This is a genomic window from Klebsiella sp. MPUS7, from assembly GCF_009905335.1.
GTDB lineage: Bacteria > Pseudomonadota > Gammaproteobacteria > Enterobacterales > Enterobacteriaceae > Klebsiella > Klebsiella grimontii.
The window spans coordinates 1,407,955-1,424,407 of sequence record NZ_CP047604.1 but is presented as its reverse complement, the minus strand read 5'-3'; the positions used below and the strand labels follow the sequence as shown (position 1 = coordinate 1,424,407).

General features: G+C 57.2%; 14 protein-coding genes and 1 pseudogene. 6 read left to right on the top strand and 9 right to left on the bottom strand.

Annotated features, from left to right (window positions below; genetic code table 11):
• Positions 1 to 36: 36 nt before the first annotated feature.
• Both nudK and aegA read right to left on the bottom strand, forming a co-directional pair.
• Positions 37 to 634, bottom strand: a pseudogene (gene nudK / locus GUC22_RS06780) (GDP-mannose pyrophosphatase NudK).
• Between the two features lie 58 nt (positions 635 to 692).
• Positions 693 to 2,657, bottom strand: coding sequence for a formate-dependent uric acid utilization protein AegA (gene aegA / locus GUC22_RS06775; RefSeq protein WP_160183438.1), 1,965 nt, complete (start codon positions 2,655 to 2,657; stop codon positions 693 to 695).
• A gap of 372 nt (positions 2,658 to 3,029) precedes the next feature.
• On the opposite strand from aegA, the gene acrD reads away from it, so the two are divergent.
• Positions 3,030 to 6,143: a multidrug efflux RND transporter permease AcrD gene (gene acrD / locus GUC22_RS06770; RefSeq protein WP_160183437.1), complete on the top strand. Its 3,114-nt coding sequence runs from the start codon at positions 3,030 to 3,032 to the stop codon at positions 6,141 to 6,143.
• Between the two features lie 137 nt (positions 6,144 to 6,280).
• Here acrD and ypfM read toward each other — a convergent pair whose 3' ends face one another.
• Positions 6,281 to 6,340, bottom strand: a complete 60-nt coding sequence (gene ypfM / locus GUC22_RS06765) for a protein YpfM (RefSeq protein ID WP_100181659.1) — start codon at positions 6,338 to 6,340, stop codon at positions 6,281 to 6,283.
• A 385-nt stretch (positions 6,341 to 6,725) separates the two neighbouring features.
• Between ypfM and GUC22_RS06760 the strand changes: the two genes are divergently transcribed.
• Genes GUC22_RS06760 through GUC22_RS06750 form a run of 3 tightly spaced genes read left to right on the top strand, consistent with a single transcriptional unit; the run spans position 6,726 to position 8,441 of the window.
• Positions 6,726 to 7,079 (top strand): ArsC family reductase, encoded by a 354-nt coding sequence (locus GUC22_RS06760; RefSeq protein ID WP_004136525.1) that lies wholly within the window; start codon positions 6,726 to 6,728, stop codon positions 7,077 to 7,079.
• Between the two features lie 3 nt (positions 7,080 to 7,082).
• On the top strand, positions 7,083 to 8,210 hold the full coding sequence (gene dapE / locus GUC22_RS06755; protein ID WP_049130685.1) for a succinyl-diaminopimelate desuccinylase: 1,128 nt from the start codon (positions 7,083 to 7,085) through the stop codon (positions 8,208 to 8,210).
• Positions 8,211 to 8,237: 27 nt separating this feature from the next.
• Positions 8,238 to 8,441 (top strand): YpfN family protein, encoded by a 204-nt coding sequence (locus GUC22_RS06750; RefSeq protein ID WP_004123464.1) that lies wholly within the window; start codon positions 8,238 to 8,240, stop codon positions 8,439 to 8,441.
• Positions 8,442 to 8,672: 231 nt separating this feature from the next.
• On the opposite strand, the gene ypfH is transcribed toward GUC22_RS06750, so the two are convergent.
• From ypfH to dapA, 6 genes are all read right to left on the bottom strand, one after another.
• Positions 8,673 to 9,371: an esterase gene (gene ypfH / locus GUC22_RS06745; protein ID WP_004136522.1), complete on the bottom strand. Its 699-nt coding sequence runs from the start codon at positions 9,369 to 9,371 to the stop codon at positions 8,673 to 8,675.
• A gap of 77 nt (positions 9,372 to 9,448) precedes the next feature.
• The gene (locus tag GUC22_RS06740; protein WP_160183436.1) at positions 9,449 to 11,449 is read right to left on the bottom strand and encodes a tRNA(Met) cytidine acetyltransferase TmcA; all 2,001 of its coding nucleotides are present in this window, start codon (positions 11,447 to 11,449) and stop codon (positions 9,449 to 9,451) included.
• Positions 11,450 to 11,461: 12 nt separating this feature from the next.
• Positions 11,462 to 12,331 (bottom strand): neutral zinc metallopeptidase, encoded by an 870-nt coding sequence (locus tag GUC22_RS06735; protein WP_024359331.1) that lies wholly within the window; start codon positions 12,329 to 12,331, stop codon positions 11,462 to 11,464.
• 120 nt (positions 12,332 to 12,451) lie between these two features.
• Positions 12,452 to 13,165, bottom strand: coding sequence for a phosphoribosylaminoimidazolesuccinocarboxamide synthase (purC, locus tag GUC22_RS06730; protein WP_024359332.1), 714 nt, complete (start codon positions 13,163 to 13,165; stop codon positions 12,452 to 12,454).
• 108 nt (positions 13,166 to 13,273) lie between these two features.
• Positions 13,274 to 14,308 (bottom strand): outer membrane protein assembly factor BamC, encoded by a 1,035-nt coding sequence (gene bamC / locus GUC22_RS06725; RefSeq protein ID WP_004104418.1) that lies wholly within the window; start codon positions 14,306 to 14,308, stop codon positions 13,274 to 13,276.
• 16 nt (positions 14,309 to 14,324) lie between these two features.
• Positions 14,325 to 15,203, bottom strand: coding sequence for a 4-hydroxy-tetrahydrodipicolinate synthase (gene dapA / locus GUC22_RS06720; protein WP_004136508.1), 879 nt, complete (start codon positions 15,201 to 15,203; stop codon positions 14,325 to 14,327).
• Between the two features lie 153 nt (positions 15,204 to 15,356).
• On the opposite strand from dapA, the gene GUC22_RS06715 reads away from it, so the two are divergent.
• Both GUC22_RS06715 and bcp read left to right on the top strand, forming a co-directional pair.
• A complete protein-coding gene (locus GUC22_RS06715; RefSeq protein WP_004123480.1) occupies positions 15,357 to 15,926 on the top strand; it encodes a glycine cleavage system transcriptional repressor in 570 nt (189 codons plus the stop codon).
• A gap of 3 nt (positions 15,927 to 15,929) precedes the next feature.
• On the top strand, positions 15,930 to 16,400 hold the full coding sequence (gene bcp / locus GUC22_RS06710) for a thioredoxin-dependent thiol peroxidase (RefSeq protein WP_004104423.1): 471 nt from the start codon (positions 15,930 to 15,932) through the stop codon (positions 16,398 to 16,400).
• Positions 16,401 to 16,453: the final 53 nt, after the last annotated feature.

Below are 16,453 nucleotides of genomic sequence, written 5' to 3'. Positions count from 1 at the left end.
ACACAGCGGCTATGTTCACCAGCGGCGAGGTTTTACTCAATCGGATTTATCAGAGATCCCCGTTCATCAGCCCGGAGGTTTGCAAATACTGCAGCAGGATCACCGCTTTGCCATCGCGGATCTCCCCGTTCGCCATCATCTCCAGCGCCCGATGATAAGGGAGCTCCAGCACCTCAATATCTTCATCATCAACGCCGCCGCCATCGTTGGCCCGCTGAGTATCGTCATATTCGGCAATAAAGAAATAGATAAGCTCGGTGACGCCGCCGGGCGACATAAACAGTTCAAACAGTTTGCGCACTTCACCGACTTCGAAGCCGGTCTCTTCAATGGCTTCTTTACGCACGCACTCCTCCGGCTCGTCGCTGTCCAGCAGCCCGGCGCAGGTTTCGATCAGCATCCCGTCTTCGTTGCCGTTTATCCAGGTCGCGATGCGGAACTGGCGAACCAGCACGACGGTCTGCTTATGGCGGTTATACAGCAAGATGGTAGCGCCGTTGCCGCGATCGTAGACTTCGCGTCTATGGCGAACCACGCTGCCGTCGCTGCGCGTCAGTTCATAGGTCATGTTGCGCAGAACGAACCAGTTTTCGGAGAGGATTTTATCTTTGATAACGTTGATATTGAGTGACATACGGGCCCCACAGCGTGAAATAACGATATCATACTACGCTGCGGAACCCGCTTTGTCGTCAGTGAAGCGGAATCGATTTAACGCCGAGGAAATCCATGATCCCCTGCGCCGCGTGGCGGCCTTCCGCCATGGCGGTCACCACCAGATCGGCGCCGCGCACCGCATCGCCGCCGGCAAACACTTTACGATGGGTGGTCTGATAGCAATAGCGGCTTTCCACATTGGCTTTAATCCGCCCGCGGCTGTCGAGCTTAACGCCGACGGATTCCAGCCACGGCATACCGTGCGGATGGAAACCGAAGGCCATGATCACCGCGTCGGCGGGCATGACAAACTCGCTTCCGGGGATCGGCGACGGGCTGCGGCGCCCCTGAGCGTCAGGCGCGCCCAGCCGGGTGCGCAGAAAGCGTACGCCGTTGACGTGCCCCTCTTCGTTCAGCTCCAGGGTCACCGGTTGGACGTTAAATTCAAACTGCGCCCCCTCTTCGCGCGCGTTTTTCACCTCTTTCTTCGAACCGGGCATGTTGGCTTCATCGCGACGATAGGCGCAGGTCACCTGCTTCGCGCCGTGGCGCAGCGCGGTGCGCACGCAGTCCATCGCCGTATCGCCGCCGCCGAGCACCACAACGTTCAGCCCTTCGGTGTTGACGTAAGGCTCTTCCGGCAGCTCCAGCAGCCCCATCACCTGTTTGGTGTTAGCGATCAGGAACGGCAGCGCGTCATATACGCCGGGCGCGTCTTCATTCGGCAGATCCGCTTTCATCGAGCGATAGGTTCCGGCGCCAATAAATACCGCGTCATAGTCATCAAGCAGCGTCGTCAGCGGGATATCTTTGCCTATCTCACAGTTCAGCTCAAAGCGCACGCCCATCTGGGTAAAGATTTCCCGCCGCCGGGCCAGCAGAGATTTATCCAGCTTAAAGGCCGGAATACCAAAGGTCAGCAGGCCGCCGATTTCCGGATGGCGGTCAAAGACCACCGGACTCACGCCATTGCGCACCAGCCGGTCGGCGCAGGCAAGCCCGGCAGGACCCGCGCCGATAATCGCCACCCGCTTGCCGCTTTCAACGACCTGAGAAAGATCCGGCCGCCAGCCGTTGGCCAGCGCCTGGTCGGAGATATAGCGTTCAATATTGCCGATGGTCACCGAACCATGCTCATCGCGCAGCGTGCAGGCCCCTTCGCACAGGCGATCCTGCGGGCAGACGCGGCCGGTAATTTCCGGCAGGCAGTTAGTCTGGTGAGAGAGCTCAACGGCGGCGGAGATATCCCCTTCTTTTACGCGCTCGATCCACTGGGGGATGTGGTTATGCAGCGGGCAGGTCCATTCACAAATGCTGTGCTCGCCGCACTTCAGGCAGCGTTCCGCCTCGCGGTTGGCCTGACCAGCGCTGAATGGCAGATAAATTTCGTCAAAGTTCGCCTTACGGGTCTCGGCGGATAGCTTGTCGGGCTCGCCGCGCGGCGGCGTCGCGGCCATCTGCGCGACTTTTCCGGCGGAACACGCCAATACCGCCGCGCCGGGATGACCCAGACGCGCCGCGCGCTGACGCCGCTGCTTCGCCAGATTCAGCAGCGTGCTGTCCGTCGCCAGCTGCAGCGCCTCGGCCGGACAGTTTTGCACGCAGGCGGGCCCCTCTTCGCGACCATCGCACAAATCGCATTTATGCGCCGTCGCTTTGACTCTGCCCTCCTCTACCGGCGTCAGGACGATCTGCATCACGCCAAACGGGCAGGCAACCATACAGGATTTACAGCCGATACATTTCTCCTGATTCACCAGGACGCTGTCGTTAAACTGGCTGATAGCGCCATTCGGACAACTGCGGGCGCACGGTGCCCCTTCACAATGGTGACAGGTTACGGCGTTACGTTTTTGCTCGCGCTTGATAACCGTAATACGCGGCAGAAAACGCTGCGGGGTCAATACATGCTGCTCATCGTTATGCGCCATGACGCAGGCAACCTCACAAGCCTTGCATCCGATGCATTTATGACTATCGCTTAAAATAAAGTGGTTCATGACATCCTTCAGTCTTCGTGGTGAATAACCCCTCAATTCGCATGACTATCTATTACCCGACAAAACGGTGCCGGAACAATGTGCATTTGCACAGGTTGCCGATTTTTTGGTAATAACCCGAGGTGGATCAATTTTTTTGACTTAAATGAAATTACGTTTTATTTAGCTAAGTAATAATGGTCACGTTTGCGGCGGCGCGCAGAGAAGCAGGCGCTGATAGAGATAGAAGGAGAGTTCTTTACGCTGCCATAAAAGGCACACGATAAATTACACTATCTCCTTATTTTCTCCACGATTGCCTGAGGGCTTGCCGCTAGAGTGTCACAGGCTGTGCAATAACAAAAAAATGTGCAAAATGAGGTCCTAATTCTGATGGCGAATTTTTTTATCGATCGCCCCATTTTTGCGTGGGTTCTGGCAATCCTTTTATGCCTGACCGGTACCCTCGCAATTTTGTCGCTTCCCGTTGAGCAATATCCTGAACTTGCCCCACCCAACGTGCGGATCACAGCAAACTATCCCGGCGCTTCGGCACAGACGCTGGAAAATACCGTCACTCAGGTTATCGAGCAGAATATGACCGGCCTCGACAACCTGATGTATATGTCATCCCAGAGCAGCGGCACCGGACAGGCCACCGTGACGCTGAGCTTTACCGCCGGAACCGACCCGGATGAAGCCGTCCAGCAGGTGCAGAACCAGCTGCAATCGGCGATGCGTAAGCTCCCACAGGCCGTCCAGAACCAGGGCGTAACGGTACGCAAAACCGGGGATACCAATATCCTGACGATCGCCTTCGTCTCCACCGACGGCAGCATGGATAAACAGGATATCGCCGACTACGTCGCCAGTAATATTCAGGACCCGCTCAGCCGGGTGAATGGCGTCGGCGACATTGACGCTTATGGTTCCCAGTATTCGATGCGCATCTGGCTCGATCCGGCCAAGCTCAACAGCTTTCAAATGACGGCAAAAGACGTCACCGATGCCATCTCTTCGCAGAACGCGCAGATCGCCGTCGGCCAGTTGGGCGGCACGCCATCGGTGGACAAACAGGCGCTCAACGCGACGATTAATTCACAATCGCTGTTACAAACGCCGGAACAGTTCCGTGATATTACCCTGCGGGTTAATCAGGACGGTTCGGAGGTCACCCTCGGTGACGTCGCCACCGTCGAGATGGGAGCGGAAAAATACGATTACCTCAGCCGCTACAACCGCCAGGCGGCGTCCGGGCTGGGGGTTAAGCTGGCCTCTGGCGCAAACGAAATGGCGACCGCCGAACGCGTGATCGACCGCCTGAACGAACTCTCCCAGTACTTCCCGCACGGCCTGGAATATAAAGTCGCTTACGAAACTACCTCATTCGTGAAGGCATCGATTACCGACGTGGTGAAAACGCTGCTTGAGGCCATCGCGCTGGTGTTCCTCGTGATGTATCTGTTCCTGCAAAATTTCCGCGCCACGCTGATCCCGACCATCGCCGTTCCGGTAGTGCTGATGGGGACCTTTGCCGTCCTCTACGCCTGCGGCTACAGCATTAACACTTTAACCATGTTCGCGGTGGTGCTGGCGATAGGCCTGCTGGTGGACGATGCCATCGTAGTGGTGGAGAACGTCGAGCGTATCATGAGCGAGGAGGGCCTCTCGCCGCGGGAAGCGACGCGAAAATCCATGGGTCAGATCCAGGGCGCGCTGGTCGGTATCGCCATGGTGCTATCGGCGGTATTTGTGCCGATGGCCTTCTTCGGCGGCACCACCGGCGCGATCTACCGCCAGTTCTCGATTACCATTGTCTCGGCGATGGTGCTGTCGGTTCTGGTGGCGATGATCCTGACGCCAGCGCTGTGCGCCACGCTGTTAAAACCGGTTCACAAAGGCGAAACCCACGGACAGCGGGGCTTCTTCGGCTGGTTTAACCGCACCTTTAACCGTAACGCCAGCCGCTACGAAACCGCGGTCGGCAAAATTCTTCATCGTTCGCTACGCTGGATAATGATCTACGTCCTGCTGCTGGGCGGAATGGTCTTTCTGTTTCTGCATCTGCCTACGTCGTTCCTGCCGCTGGAAGACCGCGGCATGTTTACCACCTCGGTGCAGTTGCCAAGCGGTTCGACCCAGCAGCAAACCCTGAAGGTGGTGCAGCAGGCGGAAGACTACTTCCTGAACAATGAGAAGCAAAATGTTGAATCGGTGTTCGCGACCATCGGTTCCGGCCCCGGCGGCAACGGTCAGAACGTGGCGCGTATGTTCGTACGCCTGAAAGACTGGGACCAACGCGATCCCACCACCGGCTCCTCTTTCGCCATCATCGAACGCGCAACCAAAGCGTTTAACAAAATTAAAGAAGCGCGCGTCTTTGCCAGCAGCCCGCCGGCCATCAGCGGTCTGGGCAGCTCCGCCGGTTTCGATATGGAACTGGAGGATCACGCCGGCAACGGGCACGAAGCGCTGATGGCCGCCCGCGATACCCTGCTGGAGCTGGCCGCTAAAAATAACCAGCTCACCCGCGTGCGCCACAACGGCCTCGACGATAGCCCGCAGCTGCAGGTGGATATCGATCAGCGTAAAGCGCAGGCGCTGGGCGTCTCTATTGACGATATCAACGACACGCTGCAGACCGCGTGGGGATCAAGCTACGTCAACGATTTTATGGACCGCGGCCGCGTGAAGAAGGTCTACGTTCAGGCGGCGGCGCCGTATCGCATGCTGCCGGACGATATCAATCTGTGGTACGTACGCAACAGCAGCGGCACGATGGTGCCCTTCTCCGCCTTCGCCACCTCGCGCTGGGAGACCGGTTCACCGCGTCTGGAGCGCTACAACGGCTACTCGGCGGTAGAAATCGTCGGTGAAGCCGCGCCGGGCGTCAGTACCGGTACCGCCATGACGCTTATGGAGGAGCTGTCCCAGCAGCTGCCGAACGGCTTTGGCCTCGAATGGACGGCGATGTCCTATCAGGAACGCCTCTCCGGGGCGCAGGCGCCAGCGCTTTACGCCATCTCGCTACTGGTGGTGTTCCTGTGCCTGGCGGCGCTGTACGAAAGCTGGTCGGTGCCGTTCTCGGTGATGCTGGTGGTGCCGCTGGGGGTTATCGGCGCGCTGCTGGCGACCTGGATGCGCGGTCTGGAAAACGATGTTTATTTCCAGGTGGGCCTGCTGACGGTAATCGGCCTGTCGGCGAAAAACGCCATTCTGATCGTCGAATTTGCCAATGAACTGAATCAGAAAGGCGAAGATCTGCTTACCGCCACGCTCTCCGCCTGCCGCCAGCGTCTGCGGCCAATCCTGATGACCTCGCTGGCGTTTATCTTCGGCGTACTGCCAATGGCCACCAGTACCGGGGCGGGCTCCGGCAGCCAGCATGCCGTCGGCACCGGGGTAATGGGCGGGATGATCTCCGCCACGGTGCTGGCTATCTTCTTCGTGCCGCTGTTCTTCGTGCTGGTGCGCCGCCGCTTCCCGCTCAAGGAGCGGCCGCAATAATCGGGACGCGCCCTGACGATATTTTCGCCGGGGCCAAATAACAGAAAAGGCGACCGGACAGGTCGCCTTTTTCATGTGGTCGCTTCAACTGCATTATTATTCTGCCTGTGAAATCGCCATGCTTTTATTGCGGAAAACTATTTACGAAGCATGCCTTCGATAAAGTCTTTCCAGTTCCCCAGTTCGTGTTCAATCATAATAGCCTCTCTTATTATTATGGGTGATTTTATGCAAATTCATTGATGGTTAAAAGATGGTTTGCGCTATCGCTCTGATGACTATCATTACCCCCCTGCTGAATACCCCTTTCATTCGTAAGTACTATGAGCCTAATTTGAGCAATTTAATGTGACCAACAGCAACATTTAGCAACATTTGCACATCAGCCTATCGTGCCAGGATCGCCCTGCCGCTAGCAGTAGCCGCCGTTCGGCGCGCAAAAAATGTTCAGAGTGTAAACCTGGATATATATCAGGGGGAAAAAATGATATTTATTAAAACAATTCACGTATTATTTATTGAAGGCTTATATATTCGGAAGAATCTTAGCTAATCATTTAATTCAACGGGAAAGGTTTAATCATGCTCACCATGTACGGGATAAAAAACTGCGACACCATAAAAAAGGCCCGCCGCTGGCTGGAAGCCCAGCAGATAGAATATCGTTTTCATGATTATCGTGTCGACGGTCTGGATCGCAGTTTATTAGACACCTTTATCGCTGAACTCGGCTGGGAAGCGCTGCTTAACACCCGAGGGACAACGTGGCGCAAGCTGGACGAAACGGTCCGCGCCGGTATCAATAACGCCGACGCAGCGGCGAAACTGATGCTGGAAATGCCGGCAATCATTAAACGCCCATTGCTCTGCGCGCCCGGTCAGCCTATGCTGCTGGGTTTCAGTGAATCAAGTTATCAGCAGTTTAACGAGGTGTAGTCTATGTCTTGCCCGGTCATTGAGCTGGCTCAGCAGCTTATTCGCCGCCCTTCCCTCAGCCCCGATGATGCGGGATGCCAGGCGTTAATGATTGAACGTCTGCGTGCGATTGGCTTTACCGTTGAACCGATGGATTTCGGCGATACCCAAAACTTCTGGGCCTGGCGCGGGCGCGGGGAAACGCTGGCGTTCGCCGGTCATACCGATGTCGTCCCGTCGGGCGATGCCGATCGCTGGATTAACCCCCCTTTTGAGCCGACTATTCGCGACGGCATGCTGTTTGGCCGCGGCGCGGCCGATATGAAAGGCTCGCTTGCGGCGATGGTGGTTGCCGCCGAGCGCTTTGTCGCCCAGTATCCGGACCATAAAGGCCGTCTGGCCTTTCTGATCACCTCGGATGAAGAGGCCAGCGCCAAAAACGGCACCGTTAAGGTTGTGGAAGCACTGATGGCGCGCAACGAGCGTCTGGACTACTGCCTGGTCGGTGAACCCTCAAGCACCGAAGTCGTCGGCGATGTGGTGAAAAACGGCCGTCGCGGCTCGCTGACCTGCAACCTGACCATTCACGGCGTGCAGGGGCACGTGGCCTATCCGCACCTCGCCGATAACCCGGTTCACCGCGCCGCGCCGATGCTGGCGGAGCTGGTGACTATCGAGTGGGATAAGGGCAACGAATTTTTTCCGCCGACCAGTATGCAAATCGCCAACGTGCAGTCCGGGACCGGCAGCAACAACGTGATTCCCGGCGATATGTTCGTCCAGTTCAACTTCCGCTTTAGTACCGAGCTGACCGACGAAATGATTAAAGCGCGCGTCATGGCGCTGCTGGAGAAATACGCGCTGCGCTACAGCGTTGACTGGTGGCTCTCGGGTCAGCCGTTCCTGACCAGCCGCGGTAAGCTGGTTGATGCGGTGGTTAACGCCATTGAGCACTATAATGAAATAAAACCGCAGCTGCTGACTAACGGCGGCACCTCCGATGGGCGTTTTATCGCGCGTATGGGGGCGCAGGTGGTTGAACTGGGGCCAGTGAACGCCACCATTCATAAAATAAACGAGTGTGTGAATGCCGCCGACCTCCAGCTGCTAGCGCGGATGTACCAGCGCATCATGGAACAGCTGGTCGCCTGACGGCATCAATAGAGAAGAGGTAAGCGCATGGATTGGCTAACGAAATACTGGTGGGTTCTGGTGTTGGTATTTTTGGTGGGCGTGATGATTAACGTGATTAAAGATCTGACCCGCGTTGACCACAAAAAATTCCTTAACAATAAGCCGGACCTGCCGCCGCATCGCGACTTCAACGACAAGTGGGACGATGACGACGACTGGCCGAAGAACGACCCGTCGAAGAAGAAGTAAGCAATTTATTTCAGATTGCAGCAAAGACATCGCCCGGTCCACGCAACGCTTCCGCCTGCGGGACCGGTAGCCCGGACAGATGCGCAGCATCGCCTCCGGGAATGTGCGGTTCCCCTGCGCGCTTTTTCCCGGGGGCGGCGCTCGACGCGCCTTGCCCGGGCTACGAGTTCACTGCCGTCTGTAGGTCCAGTAGCCCGGACAGATGCGCAGCATCGCCTCCGGGATTTTTATTTACAGCAGTTCAATAATATCGCTGTCTTTTGGCGTGCTACCGCTGAGGGCTTCGTCGAAATAGTGCTTCGGTACGGTAAAACGCAGATGATCGAGGGCAAACTGCATACTGCGATCGTCAATCGCGTGCCCCAAATCTTCAACAATATCCAGCGTCACGTCACCGCCGGCCTGCTGCAGCGCCTCCTGCCCCGCCACCGCCCACGCCAGATCGATCACCCGATCTTCGCCGCCATGGATCAGGTGCACGGTGGTCGCGGTCGTCGCCGTCTCCGGCAGCGTCGCATAGCGGCCGTTAAAGGCGATCACCCGCGATGCCAAACCCGGCTCGGCTTTAATGCTCTCCAGCGACATAATCGCCCCCTGCGAGAAGCCGATCAGCGCCGTCGCCTGCGGGCTGACGCCGCTCTTCTGTTGCCAGTAGCGAACCGTTTCAATGAAGGTCGGCATGATCGCATCCACGCGCTGCTGGCGGTTTTCTTCGCTGACGCCCTGCACGGAGAACCACTGGCGCCCCGGAGGCGGGCCGCACGGCTCCGCGCCGCCGATGCTGACGATCAGCGCTTCGGGAAAGAGCGGCGCAAACCAGCTGCCGATTTGCCCCATTGCCACCGGGTTATCGCCGACGCCATGAAACAGCAGCAGCAGTTGCTGTGCAGGTGTCGCGGGACTTTGAACAATAAAATGATCGTGTTTCATGGCTGTCTCCTTAATGTCTGCAAGGAAGTTTACGCCGCAGGCGAAATATGACCATGCCATTTAGCTGAAGGAGTTAGTTAAAAAAATTGCAGCATTTGAACCTGCTGGCGCAGGTCGTTGGCACGATCCGCATTCACGCCTGATAGCGCCTGCGCCGCTTCTTCGCGCAGCCTGACCAGAAGCGCTTTCCGTCCGGATAAACCTAGCGTTCGGCAAACCGTGGTCTCATCCTGCTGCTGCAGGCGGGCCCGCAGCGCCGGAAGCGGCAGATCCACCCGTATAAGCAGGCGATTGAGGCTACCCGCCGAGGTCAGCAGCGGACGATGGGCAAAAGCAAAACCCGCCACTTCCAGCCAGTCCTCTTCACTAAGAATAGTCGCTTTCCGCTCCGGCAACGGCGAAGGCTCATCTCGCCAGTCGCGCAGCCAGAACTCATCGCGCAGCAGACGCGCGGACTCTTCGCTTGCCAGCCGCTGGCCCGCTTCGCTGAGAGGATAGAGCGCCATCGCGGTATAACAGCCGCTGCTGGCTTCCCGATGGGTGCCCAGCCGCACCAGCGTAAAACCGCAGCGTTGCCAGAAGCGCCACAGCTCAGGCGTGTAGCCGAAACTCACCGACAGATAATCCCGCTCCGCACCCTGCGACGCCGCCTGGGCCACCAGCCGCTGCCCCAGCCCTTCGCGCTGGCGAGCCGGATGCACGGCAATACGGCTGATACGCAGCCCTGTCAGCGTGGCCGCTAGCGGGCTGCCGCCGTGCGCCGCCAGCGACTGCGCCACCAGATTACCGCGCGGACGGCGGTAGCCGGCCCACACCGCCTGGCTAAGAGATGGCTCAAGACCGCCCTCCTCCACCAGCCACAGCGCCCCGGCGATGCGGTTGCCGCTGCGGGCGCAGGTAAAATGCTGCCCCGGCGCATCCATCATGCGCCGCAGATCCAGCGGCGACGTGCGATAGTGGGCGCCGGAGAGCAGCTGATACATCGCTTCTGGTAACGCAGGCTGTCGCCGCCAGCTCTGCTGGCTGACGCTTTCCAGCGCGATATCGCCGCCTGGCGCGTGCTGAAAGGTCTCGTCGTTGAACAGCAGCAGCCGCGCAATCGCCGCCTCCAGCGGACAGCCGCTCGCCCAACGGATGGGCGCCGTCAGGCTAAACTGCCGCAGATGCGCAAAGCTGGCGCAAAACTTAAGCAAAAAGCCGCGCCCGGTCCCTTCGTACCCCTGCACGGTGGTGGTCAATAGCGTCCTTGGGAAGCGGGAGACAAGCTGGCGCAGCAGCGGCCCGGGGATAGCGGCGGCCTCGTCAACAATCAGCCATCCGGCGGTGCAGTCGGAAGCCAGCAATGCGTCGGGGGCCATAAAGCGGAAAGCCTCACCGGCGAAAGCCGCCATGACCTCCGTCGCCGCGCGCGCCGGTGCCGTGACGATGGCATCGCCTGCCAACTGGCGAATAAGCATTCCCGCAAGAGCGGACTTTCCTCGTCCGCGTTCGGCGGTCAGCGCCGCAATACCAGGAGGGGAACCGGACAGTTCGGCAAGCACGGCGGCCTGCTCCGCCAGCGGATGACCATCGGCGGGACGCCATCGCGGACGCGCGGCAAACGCCGGCGCTACGCACTCCTCGCCCTGCCGCCAGAGAATGGACGCGTTATCCGCACTACTCTGTTGGCAAAAACGATAAACAAAATTCGGCGTGGAGATGGGGTCGGGAGCGTCGCTCCAGCGCAGAGAATCCGCATCAGGACGAGCCGGCCATTGCGCGAAGTCGGGCGTGAGTAATACCAGCCAGCTCCCGGCGCGCAGCGTACCGGCTAACGCGGCAAACGCCGCGACGTCAAAACCCTCGCGGGCATCGAAAAAGGCGTGCTGAAATTCGCGGCCCAGTAGCGATTTCAGGGCAGCAGGCGAGGCGTATGGTTCAGGCATCGGCCGCGGACCGACCCACAGTCCGTCTGCGGCCAGCTCAGTACGTACTGTTTGCGCCTGACGCAGGGTCCAGGCATCGTCGCCGCTGAGAACCAGCAGACGACGAATACCTTCGCGCGCCATCTGCGCCGTCAGGTGACGCAGTTCATCCATGGCCGGAGAGCATTACAGCGCGTTGCCGAAGGTGTTGCACTGCGCCGGGTCGCCGCTATCAAAGCCGCGTTTAAACCAGGTATAGCGCTGCTGCGACGTCCCGTGGGTAAAGCTGTCCGGCACCACGCGCCCCTGGCTCTGCTGCTGCAGGCGATCGTCGCCAATCGCCTCTGCGGCGTTCAGCGCCTCCTGCAGATCGCCGGTCTCCATATAGTCCTGCTTCTGCATATTGTAGCCCCAGACGCCCGCGAAGCAGTCCGCCTGTAGCTCCATTTTCACCGACAGGCGATTCGCTTCCGCCTGCGAAGCGTTTTGCTGCAGCTGGCGCACTTTCGATTCAATACCCAGAAGCTTTTGAACGTGATGGCCAACCTCGTGGGCGATAACGTAGCCCTGCGCGAAGTCGCCGCCGGCGCCGAGCTTGCTTTGCATCTCATCGTAGAATGACAGGTCGATATACACCGTGCTGTCCGCAGGGCAGTAAAAAGGCCCCATCACCGATTGGCCGGTGCCGCAGGCGGTCCGCGTCGCGCCGCGATACATCACCAGCTTCGGCTGCGCGTACTGGCGGCCCATATCTTTAAAAATCGCGCCCCAGGTATCTTCCGTGTCCGCCAGAATCACCTTCGTGAATTTCGCGGCCTCTTCATCCTGCGGGCTGATGGAGCGTTGAGTGGTGGTTTGCTGTTGTGTTACCGGTTCGCCGGTCAGCATGCCGGTTAAATCTACGCCGTAATAGCCCGCCACCAGGACAATAATCAGCAGCACGATGCCGCCTTTGCCGCTGGGGAGACGAAAACCGCCTCCGCCGCCCATTGGTGAACCAGATTGACCACGACGATCTTCTACATTGTCGCTTTCGCGACGTCCTTGCCAGCGCATAAGCACCTCAATTCATCATATTAACCAATGAATAAGATCGTAGGCGGTTCAGCGAAGGATTACCACAGGAAACAGCAAGAAGAGCGCCAGAAGAAGAAAACTTCTTCTGGCGTCGGGGGATTAGTCGAGCTTCACGCCCAGGCGATGGGCGACTTCTTCGTAGGCTTCAATCAGGCCGCCGAGGCTCTGGCGGAAGCGGTCTTTGTCCATTTTATCCATGGTTTTTTTATCCCACAGACGACTGCCGTCCGGAGAGAATTCGTCTCCCAGCACCACTTCGCCTTTGAACAGACCAAACTCCAGCTTGAAGTCCACAAGGATCAGGCCCGCGTCGTCAAACAGCTTTTTCAGCACATCGTTAGCTTTGAAGGTCAGCTCCTGCATCCGCGCCAGGTTCTCTTTGCTCACCCAGCCAAAGGTTTCGCAATAGGATTCGTTGACCATCGGATCGTGCATGGCGTCGTTCTTCAGGAACAGATCGAACAGCGGCGGATTCAGCTCAATGCCTTCTTCAATCCCTAAGCGTTTCACCAGCGACCCGGCGGCGCGGTTGCGCACCACGCACTCCACCGGCACCATATCCAGCTTTTTAACCAGACACTCGGTATCGGACAACAGCGCTTCCATCTGGGTCGGGATACCCGCTTCCGCCAGCTTGCTCATAATGAAATGGTTAAACTTGTTGTTCACCATGCCTTTACGATCGAACTGCTCAATGCGAGCGCCGTCCCCTGCTGACGTATCGTTACGGAATTCGAGTATCAACAGATCCGGGTTTTCGGTGCTGTATACCGTCTTCGCTTTACCACGATACAACTCAGCTTGCTTTTGCATCTTTGTCACTCCAGTGATGATTAACGATAAAAATTTGTGCTTTTCTGCCGACGCACACGTTTGCGTCACTATACATTAAAAAGGGCCGGATTGCTCCAGCCCTGTTAATTACTTACTTAATGCGGCCTGGAATACGGCAACCAGGGCATCGTTTTGCGACTGCGTCAGAGTATGACCTTTCGGGTCGATGAACTGCAGACTGCTGCGGTTATCGAGGTCCCCGACCTGCAGTTTATAATCGCCGGACACCAGCTGCGGGTCGCGAGCGCCCAGATCGGTCCAGCCGCTGTCGGAAAGCGGTTTATAGGTCACGGACAAGTTACCCTGAGAGCGAGAACTATCAGTTACCTTCATACCCACTTTTTCCAGCGCGCCCGGCAGGCGTTGCCATACCAGATTAAACGGTGCGCGAACGATCAGCATCGGCAGGCCGGTATCATCAGCCCCGCTCTGCACGTCGAAGGTTGCCCCGGCATTTTTCTGCGCGGCGTTCTGCGCGCTGGTCGCGTTCAGATCCAGACCTTCGGAAATGACGTTCAGCATGGCGGTACTGTAGCGCTGCAGCGAAGCCGGATCGGCAACAGGTTTACCCGCCTGCTCCAGATTCACCAGCTTCACGATCACCGCCTGCTGGTAGCCCTGCTGTTTAACTGAGATTTGATAGCGACCACGGTACTGCTGGTCTTCATCGAGGCGATTCCATTCGACCCAGTCGGTATTCAGCGTCTGGCTGGCATCGTCGCGTTTAGCGATAGTGTAGTTTTTCGACTGCACGATGCTTGCCACCTGCGCCCACAGCGAACCGCTGCGACCGTTTTCCACCATCAGCGTTGCGGTATCACCGTTAAACTGCGTACGCGCGCCGCTGACCAGCGCCAGAGGCTGGGCCGGCGGACGGATGTCCAGGGCTTTGCCTGTGTTACCGGTGCTGGTTGCAACCGGAATATTATAATCACCCACCTGAACCGGCAGGATCATCCCTGCTGGCGCGTGAAGTTCACTAAGCGGCGTTGCCTGCAAATAGGCCTCGTCGCCGCTCACCTGACGCTTATAGCGCGAGTCAGAACTACAGGCCGCGAGGAGTAGAACCAGCGAAACACCCGCAACCTTCGCCAGGCGCGACTTCTGTACTGAGTAAGCCATCAAATCTCCCTAAACTTTACAGCAAACCGGCATGCTTCAGCGCTGCGGTAACGACCTTAGTACCGTTTTCGGTAATCGGGGTCATCGGCAGGCGTAACGTATCGGTCGCCACAAGACCCAACGCCTTACAGGCCCATTTGACCGGGATAGGGTTGGGTTCGACAAATAATTTGGTATGCAATGGCATCAGACGCTGGTTAATCGCACGAGCTTCGGCAAATTGACCTGCTAGCGCCAGTCGGCACATCTCGGCCATTTCGCGCGCCGCAACGTTTGTCGTTACGGAAATCACGCCGTGACCGCCAAGCTGCATAAAGTCCATTCCGGTCGCGTCATCGCCGCTCAGCAGAATAAAGTCATCTGAAACCAGCTCTTTGATCTGATGAACGCGGCTTAAGTTCCCCGTCGCTTCCTTAATACCGATAATATTTTTAATTTCCGCCAGACGGCCAACGGTTTCAGGCAGCATATCGCAACCGGTACGGGACGGCACATTATACAGGATTTGCGGCAGGTCAGTATGCTCTGCGATAGCTTTAAAGTGTTGGAACAGCCCTTCCTGGGTCGGACGGTTGTAATACGGCGTGACCGTCAGGCAGCCAACCACGCCGCTATCGTTAAATCGTTTGGTCAGGCTAATCGCCTCTGCGGTTGCATTTGCACCGGTGCCGGCAATAACCGGAATACGCCCGTCGGCCAGTTCCAGCGTCTGCATGACCACGTCACCATGCTCTTCATGGCTCAATGTTGCGGACTCTCCGGTAGTTCCTACCGAAACAATCGCCGAGGTGCCGCTGGCGACATGATAATCAATCAGTTTTTTCAGGCTTGACCGGCAGACGTTGCCGTTTTCATCCATCGGCGTGACAAGCGCTACAATACTTCCCGTAAACATGGGCCATCCTCAGAGCATAAGTGGGACAAGATTCTCAATGTTACGTTTGGAGTCGCAATAAAAGCAAGAGACCCGATGCCATCAGGGATGTTGTATGCCGGTTTTTTTTATGCTTTCCTAACGTTACCTCACCTTTTTAAAGGAAGAACAGGTTTGACAGCCTCATTACAACACTATCTGGTTATTACCGCGTTGGGTGCTGACCGCCCAGGCATCGTGAATACGATCACTCGTCACGTCAGCAGCTGCGGCTGTAATATCGAAGACAGTCGGCTGGCCATGCTTGGCGATGAGTTTACGTTTATCATGCTGCTTTCCGGCTCGTGGAATGCAATTAACCTGATTGAGTCAACTCTGCCGCTGAAAGGCGCCGAGCTGGATCTGCTTATCGTGATGAAGCGTACAACCGCGAGGCCGCCTCAGGCGATGCAGAACACCGTCTGGGTTCAGGTTGAGGTGCCGGATTCGCCGCATATCATTGAGCGATTTACGGCGCTGTGCGATACGTGGAAAATGAACATTGCCGAGCTGGTTTCCCGCACTCAGCCCGGTGCAAACGACGAGTCAGCACAGCTTTTTATCCAGATCACCGCCCACAGCCCGACTACGCAAAATGCATCAAATATCGAACAAGCGTTCAAAGCCCTATGTACAGAACTGAATGCACAAGGCAGTATTAACATTGTTAATTATTCACAGCATGATGAACAGGATGGAGTTTGAGTGATGAACCCACTGAAAGCCGGTGATATTGCACCGAAATTTAGCTTACCGGACCAGGACGGCGAGGAAGTAAATTTGACCGACTTCCAGGGACAGCGTGTTCTGGTTTATTTTTATCCGAAAGCCATGACCCCGGGCTGCACCGTACAGGCGTGCGGTTTACGCGATAATATGGACGACCTGAAAAAAGCAGGCGTTGAAGTACTGGGTATCAGTACGGATAAACCAGAAAAACTCTCCCGTTTCGCCGAAAAAGAGCTGCTGAACTTCACTCTCCTGTCTGATGAAGATCATCAGGTATGCGAGCAGTTTGGTATCTGGGGTGAAAAAACCTTTATGGGGAAAACCTACGACGGTATCCATCGTATTAGCTTCCTCATCGACGCCAACGGCAAAATCGAACATGTGTTTGATGATTTCAAAACCAGCAATCACCACGACGTGGTGCTGAACTGGCTGAAAGAAAACGCCTGACGCTAAGACAAACGCAAGACGCCGGGTCGTTCTCAACCACCCGGCGTCTTTTT

What these genes read in the sequence shown, in the direction of transcription:
- aegA (WP_160183438.1), bottom strand. Translation starts at nt 2,657, where the DNA reads ATGAACCACTTTATTTTAAGCGATAGTCATAAATGCATCGGATGCAAG.
- acrD (WP_160183437.1), top strand. Translation starts at nt 3,030, where the DNA reads ATGGCGAATTTTTTTATCGATCGCCCCATTTTTGCGTGGGTTCTGGCA.
- GUC22_RS06760 (WP_004136525.1), top strand. Translation starts at nt 6,726, where the DNA reads ATGCTCACCATGTACGGGATAAAAAACTGCGACACCATAAAAAAGGCC.
- dapE (WP_049130685.1), top strand. Translation starts at nt 7,083, where the DNA reads ATGTCTTGCCCGGTCATTGAGCTGGCTCAGCAGCTTATTCGCCGCCCT.
- GUC22_RS06750 (WP_004123464.1), top strand. Translation starts at nt 8,238, where the DNA reads ATGGATTGGCTAACGAAATACTGGTGGGTTCTGGTGTTGGTATTTTTG.
- ypfH (WP_004136522.1), bottom strand. Translation starts at nt 9,371, where the DNA reads ATGAAACACGATCATTTTATTGTTCAAAGTCCCGCGACACCTGCACAG.
- GUC22_RS06740 (WP_160183436.1), bottom strand. Translation starts at nt 11,449, where the DNA reads ATGGATGAACTGCGTCACCTGACGGCGCAGATGGCGCGCGAAGGTATT.
- GUC22_RS06735 (WP_024359331.1), bottom strand. Translation starts at nt 12,331, where the DNA reads ATGCGCTGGCAAGGACGTCGCGAAAGCGACAATGTAGAAGATCGTCGT.
- purC (WP_024359332.1), bottom strand. Translation starts at nt 13,165, where the DNA reads ATGCAAAAGCAAGCTGAGTTGTATCGTGGTAAAGCGAAGACGGTATAC.
- bamC (WP_004104418.1), bottom strand. Translation starts at nt 14,308, where the DNA reads ATGGCTTACTCAGTACAGAAGTCGCGCCTGGCGAAGGTTGCGGGTGTT.
- dapA (WP_004136508.1), bottom strand. Translation starts at nt 15,203, where the DNA reads ATGTTTACGGGAAGTATTGTAGCGCTTGTCACGCCGATGGATGAAAAC.
- bcp (WP_004104423.1), top strand. Translation starts at nt 15,930, where the DNA reads ATGAACCCACTGAAAGCCGGTGATATTGCACCGAAATTTAGCTTACCG.